The sequence below is a fragment of the Robiginitalea sp. genome (assembly GCF_049588695.1).
In the GTDB taxonomy this organism is placed as follows: Bacteria; Bacteroidota; Bacteroidia; order Flavobacteriales; family Flavobacteriaceae; genus Robiginitalea.
Window position 1 is genome coordinate 1 of the sequence record NZ_JBAVZJ010000139.1, and the last position, 5,929, is coordinate 5,929.

The following is a 5,929-nucleotide window of genomic DNA, read 5'->3' on the forward strand; positions in this document are numbered from 1 at the left end:
CCCCTCCCCTACACCAATATATTTCACCGGAACCTGAAATTGATCTGAAATGCCAATAACGACTCCGCCCTTGGCTGTTCCATCGAGCTTAGTTACCGCCAGGGAAGTCACCTCTGTGGCCTTTGTGAACTGACGGGCCTGCTCAAAAGCATTCTGGCCTGTAGAACCATCCAGTACGAGCAGGACGTCATGGGGGGCATCAGGGATTACCTTTTGCATGACCCGCTTGATTTTGGTAAGTTCATTCATCAGGTTGACCTTGTTGTGCAATCGGCCGGCAGTATCTATCAAAACCACATCGGCTCCCTGGCTCACTGCCGCACTCAGGCTGTCAAATGCTACAGATGCAGGATCACTGCCCATTTTTTGTTTGACCAACGGTACGCCCACCCGATCTGCCCAGATCTGCAATTGATCGATAGCGGCGGCCCTGAAGGTATCGGCCGCACCGAGTACTACTTTCTTACCCTGTTTTTGAAACTGATACGCCAGCTTGCCTATAGTGGTGGTTTTGCCAACCCCATTAACCCCTACAACCATGATTACGTAGGGCATGTCAGTATCCGGGACCTCAAATTCAGTAGCGTTCCCGGTATGCGTCTCAGAGAGCAAACCGGCAATCTCTTCTCTGAGAATGCGGTCTAACTCATCCGTACCTACATATTTGTCCTTTGAAACACGTTCCTCAATGCGCCCGATAACCTTAAGGGTCGTTTCTACCCCCACGTCAGAGGTGACCAGAATTTCCTCCAGTTCATCCAGGACTTCATCATCAACCCTTGACTTGCCTACAACGGCTTTGCTGAGCTTATTGAAAAAACTGGTTTTAGTCTTTTCAAGTCCTTTGTCCAGACTCTCCTTCTTCTCGGATGAAAATAACTTTTTAAACAAACTCATATATCTGGGACTATACGTTTCAAAGATAGCATTTTATAAGGTTCAGGGGGCACGGTGATATGAAGTAGTGCGCTGGACAATAGGTAACAAAAAAGCCGCTTTCTTCTGGAAAGCGGCTCGTATGCTATTTAAATTAGCGTTCCTTATTTACTGGACAGCCATTCGTTTACCATTTCAGGAGGCATAACGGATTCCACAAAGGTATAAGCACCCGATTTTTCAGATTTCACCATTTTTATAGCCTTTGTCAAACGCTTTGAAGAAGACTGAAGTGTTGCTACTGTTTTCTTTGCCATGATCCTTTACTTTATCTCTTTATGCACTGTCATCCTCTTGAGGATGGGGTTATATTTCTTGATCTCCAAACGGTCGGGAGAGTTTTTTTTATTCTTGGTGGTAATATACCGGGAGGTTCCGGCCATACCGGTTTCCTTATGCTCTGTGCATTCCAGTATTACCTGTACTCTGTTGCCTTTTTTTGCCATGGTGCTATTACTTTAGCAAGTTACTTGATGAGCATTCCTTTTGCTTTCGCTTCCTTAAGTACCGCAGAAATCCCCTTTTTGTTAATCGCCTTCAGGGCACGCGTGGAAACTCTGAGCGTAACCCATCGATCCTCTTCAGGAATATAGAAACGCTTCTTAGAGAGATTTACATCAAATCGTCTCCTGGTTTTATTGATCGAAAACGAGACGTTGTTTCCAAACATCGCCTTTTTACCTGTAATTTCGCAGACTTTTGACATTTCGCTCTGGTTACTTGGTTCAAAACAGGGTGCAAATTTACAGCATTTTTATTGTACCCCCAAACTTCTTTTTCAGAATTTTAGGATTTCCCCCTGCAGCAATTCCATGGCCTTGTGAACCGATTTCTGTACAATCCGCTCCCGGTGGTTTCCCATGGTAAATTCCATGGCGTATGTGGACTCCGGGCTGGAAATACCAATAAAAACACGGCCGACGGGCGAATCTGAGTCTCCTTTATCGGGTCCGGCATTCCCAGTGGTGGCAATACCGATATCCGCCTTAAGGAGGGAACGCACCTGCCGGGCCATTGCACAGGCGACCTGTTCACTCACCACGGAGTGGACCCGGATCAGCTCCTCGGGAACATGCAGCACTCCCGATTTGACATCCGTAGCGTAACTGACAATACTCCCCTTGAAGTAGGAAGAGCTCCCGGGGACCGATGTAAGCTGACTCGCAATACGCCCCCCTGTAAAACTCTCCGCGGTTGCCAGCGTCATTTCGCGCTGATTAAAGGATTTAAGTAATGTCGCTTCGAGGGCTTCCCCGTCCTCTTCACCGAAGAGGATATCGGAAATCCGGGATTTCAAACTTTCTGTAAGGCTGTCGAGTTCCTGTTCTAAGCTAACCAAATCCGTTCCCTTGGTTGAGAGACGCAGGCGCACCCGGCCCAGATTCGGGAGGTAAGCCAACTTAACATGTGGGGGCAAAGCATCCTCCCAGTCCACAATGCGATCTGCAATAGCACTCTCTCCCAGGCCATAGGTGATCAAGGTGCGCTGCAACAACACCGGACGTTTAAAAGATGAAAGGATTCTAGGTTTTAACTGATCCAGAAAAAGGTGCTTCATTTCAAATGGCACCCCGGGCAGGGATACAAAAACGGCTTTAGAACCCTGCATCCACATACCCGGTGCCGTCCCGTATTTATTGTTCAGGACCACCGCCCGGGAGGGCAACAGGGCCTGTTGTCGATTCAAGTCTGAAATCGGAGTTGAAATGTAGGTGCTGAAAAGATGTTCAATATGCCTGAGTACCTCCTGGTTCTCAACAAGGTGGTCCTCAAAATATTCACAGAGCACTTTTTTTGTAATGTCATCGCGGGTAGGGCCCAGGCCACCTGTAATAATAACCAGGTCCGCTCTCGATTCAGCTTCCTTCAGGGCAGTGAGAATATGTATGCGCTCATCCTGGACCGAGGAAATTTGAAAAACGGATATTCCCGTTTTATGCAGTTCCGACGCGAGAAACGCCGAATTCGTATCGACAATTTGCCCGATGAGGATTTCATCGCCAATAGTGACAATTTCCGCTCTCATCAGAGGTCGAAATCTTTCCTTAATTCTGTAACCGCCTGCTCTATATCTTGTTTCAGGCGCCCAAACCGCGCGCGTATCCCTTCCAGGTCTTCCTGATTTTTACCCATGGTTTCCATCTCCAGGGCCAAAACCCGTGTCGTCTCCATTTCCAAAAGATCTACATTGGGTTTGAGTTTGTGGGAGAGTTGATAGATCTGTGCGAAATCCCCGGATTCGACTGCTGCCTCAAGCGCGTTTAGGTCCTCAGGTACTTCCTCCAGAAAAACACCAATAACGGAATTGATGAAATCTGAATCTCCCTCTGCCATTTCCTTAATCTTATTCAATCCGTAAATCATATCACCGTACATTTAAAGAAAACATAGTTTGTCCTTCCAGCTTCCCTGAAAGGTAATCATTCGAAGCAACCTTTCCTACCCCGGCCGGGGTACCCGTAAAGAGAATATCTCCCTTTTTAAGAGTGAAGAAGGTAGAAGCGTAGGCAATCAGCTGGTCGGTGTTCCACAACATGTGGGCCGTATTCCCTTGCTGTACTACTTCTCCATTCTTCTCCAGAGTAAAATTCAGGTTCCCAAGGTCGGCAAACTGGTCTTTGGAAACCCATTTCCCGATCACAGCAGCCCCATCAAAGCCCTTGGCTTTTTCCCATGGCAATCCCTTGGCCTTTAATTTATCCTGAAGGTCCCGGGCCGTAAAATCGATGCCGAGGGATACCTCGTTGTAATACCTCGGGGCAAATGCCTCACTGATGTGTTTTCCGACTTTTACAATTTTGACAAGTAACTCCACCTCATAGTGAATGCTGTCTGAAAATTCCGGAATATAAAAATCCTGCTCCCTGGGAAGGATGGCAGAATCCGGTTTGATAAAAAGGACCGGAGACTCCGGGCGACTATTTTGGAGTTCTTCGATATGTTCCGCATAATTGCGGCCGGCACAAATGAGTTTCATCTCGATAAAATTAGCAATGGTATAAAGATTCGGGGGTTACTTTTTTGCATTCAGGACACCGAGCCGGATCTGGGTGAGTACCTTTTTCGTGTATCTTGGAAAATCGGCATTGAGCAGCCATCCGAAATACCCGGGTTCAGCCTCCAGCACCTCCGTAACCTTCCTGCCCTTGTGTTTACCGAAACCAAATACGGGTATTCCCGATTTGTCTTTTCGAATAAACCCGGCAAAATCAACGAACTCCGAATGGGTTGAAAAGGCAGCAAGTGATTTAACATCGTTCTCAAGCTCCGGATAGCGTTCCAACTGTGCCAAAAGCACTTCGTAGGTCGCCTGGGTATCCGCTACCGCGCTATGTGCATCAGTAAGGTTTTTCCCACAATAAAACGTATACGCCGCCCCGAGGGTTCGCTTTTCCATTTTGTGAAAAATGGTCTGAACATCCACGGCAACCGTATTTTTCATATCGAAATCCAATTCCGCCCGGAGAAGCTCTTCCGCCAAAAGGGGAATATCAAAGCGGTTGGAGTTAAAGCCGGCAAGATCACACCCCTGGATAATCTGCTGGATCTCCCTTGAGCGCTGCTTAAAGGTCGGTTCTGTCGCCACTTGTTCATCGGTAATACCATGAATGGCAGTAACCTCTGGCGGAATGGGCATTTCAGGGTTAATCAACCAACTTTTACTCTCGGTATTCCCGTTCGGATAGACTTTTAGAATAGCCATCTCCACAATGCGGTCCGTGGCTACATTGGTTCCCGTAGTCTCTAAATCAAAAAAACAGATCGGCCTGTTTAAATTCAATTTCATATCCGGTTTGGATTAATTCGTGAAGATCAGATTTCCCGGTTGACGTCCCAGGCTTCGAGGTAGTCGGCCACCGACTTTACAAACATCCCTCCCAGTGCCCCATTGACTACGCGGTGGTCATAACTATGCGAAAGGAACATCTTGGAACGAATACCGATAAAATCACCTGATGGGGTCTCGATGACAGACGGAATTTTTCGAATCGCCCCCAAAGCGAGGATGCCTACCTGGGGCTGATTGATAATGGGGGTTCCAAATACACTACCGAAAGTACCTACGTTCGTGACGGTGTAAGTCCCGTCCTGGATTTCATCCGGCTTGAGTGCATTGTTCCTTGCGCGATTTGCCAGGTCATTCACAGCTTTGGCCATTCCCACCAAATTCAGCTGATCCGCATTCTTAATGACGGGTACAATCAGGTTGCCGTCACCTAAAGCGGCTGCCATCCCCAAATTAATATTCTTTCTTTTGACAATGGTATCTCCGTCCACCGCGATATTGATCATCGGATACTTTTTTAAGGCAATGGCCACGGCCTCCATAAAAATGGGTGTAAAGGTCAGTTTCTCGCCCTCCCTTTTCTGAAAAGCGTCTTTTACTTTATCCCGCCATTCGACGACACGCGTAACATCTACCTCCACAAAACTCTGAACGTGAGCCGAAGTGGCCACGCTATCTGTCATATGTTTGGCAATCAACTTGCCCATTCGGGTCATCGGAATTTTCTCATCTCCTTTTACGCCAGGCAGGGGTGTTTTTTGTGCAGGGGCTGCCTCAGGGCTTTTGTCCCGGGCAATGTTTTGGGCCGCAGGAGATTGCGCAACAGGCTCAGAAGCACTCACTACCGGGGCTGCACCTTGTTTGCGGCCTTCGATATACTGGCGCATGTCTTCTTTGGTGAGGCGGCCTCCGACGCCCGTACCCGGGATGGCGTCCAGTTCCTGCTGTCCTATACCTTCTTCTTTGGCCATGTTGCGTACCAGGGGAGAGTAAAAACGCTCCGCCTCTCCGGTATTGGCAGGACTGGCCGCAGGCGAAGCTGTTTCCCTGGCGCTCACAACGGTCTGGATAACCTCTGGAACAGCCTTCGCTGGCGCTGGTGCTTCCACTACCGGCTCGGCAGCCGACTCTTCCGCGGACGCTACTGCTTCTCCGGCAATCTCTATGATAGCTACGGTCTGACCTACTTTAATCACGTCGTCAACC

The 5,929-nt window shown here is 48.3% G+C and carries 9 protein-coding genes; all 9 read right to left on the bottom strand.

The window, feature by feature from the left end; all coding sequences use genetic code 11:
* A partial coding sequence (gene ftsY, locus WBV75_RS03125) for a signal recognition particle-docking protein FtsY (RefSeq protein ID WP_424119199.1) occupies positions 1-897 on the bottom strand: 897 nt, incomplete at its 3' end.
* 143 nt (positions 898-1,040) lie between these two features.
* The gene (locus WBV75_RS03130; protein ID WP_424119200.1) at positions 1,041-1,193 is read right to left on the bottom strand and encodes a DUF4295 domain-containing protein; all 153 of its coding nucleotides are present in this window, start codon (positions 1,191-1,193) and stop codon (positions 1,041-1,043) included.
* A gap of 6 nt (positions 1,194-1,199) precedes the next feature.
* Entirely contained in the window at positions 1,200-1,382 is a 183-nt protein-coding gene (gene rpmG, locus WBV75_RS03135) for a 50S ribosomal protein L33 (RefSeq protein WP_424119201.1), read from the bottom strand.
* Positions 1,383-1,402: 20 nt separating this feature from the next.
* The gene (rpmB, locus tag WBV75_RS03140) at positions 1,403-1,642 is read right to left on the bottom strand and encodes a 50S ribosomal protein L28 (RefSeq protein ID WP_424119202.1); all 240 of its coding nucleotides are present in this window, start codon (positions 1,640-1,642) and stop codon (positions 1,403-1,405) included.
* Positions 1,643-1,714: 72 nt separating this feature from the next.
* A complete protein-coding gene (locus tag WBV75_RS03145; protein ID WP_424119203.1) occupies positions 1,715-2,962 on the bottom strand; it encodes a competence/damage-inducible protein A in 1,248 nt (415 codons plus the stop codon).
* Positions 2,962-3,312, bottom strand: a complete 351-nt coding sequence (locus WBV75_RS03150) for an Hpt domain-containing protein (RefSeq protein WP_424119204.1) — start codon at positions 3,310-3,312, stop codon at positions 2,962-2,964. Before WBV75_RS03150 ends, WBV75_RS03145 begins: the two co-directional genes overlap by 1 nt.
* A complete protein-coding gene (locus tag WBV75_RS03155; protein WP_424119205.1) occupies positions 3,302-3,913 on the bottom strand; it encodes a fumarylacetoacetate hydrolase family protein in 612 nt (203 codons plus the stop codon). Before WBV75_RS03155 ends, WBV75_RS03150 begins: the two co-directional genes overlap by 11 nt.
* Before the next feature lie 36 nt (positions 3,914-3,949).
* A complete protein-coding gene (locus WBV75_RS03160) occupies positions 3,950-4,723 on the bottom strand; it encodes an exonuclease domain-containing protein (protein ID WP_424119206.1) in 774 nt (257 codons plus the stop codon).
* 26 nt (positions 4,724-4,749) lie between these two features.
* Positions 4,750-5,929: dihydrolipoamide acetyltransferase family protein (locus WBV75_RS03165; protein ID WP_424119207.1), on the bottom strand; the 1,180-nt coding region annotated here is incomplete at its 5' end.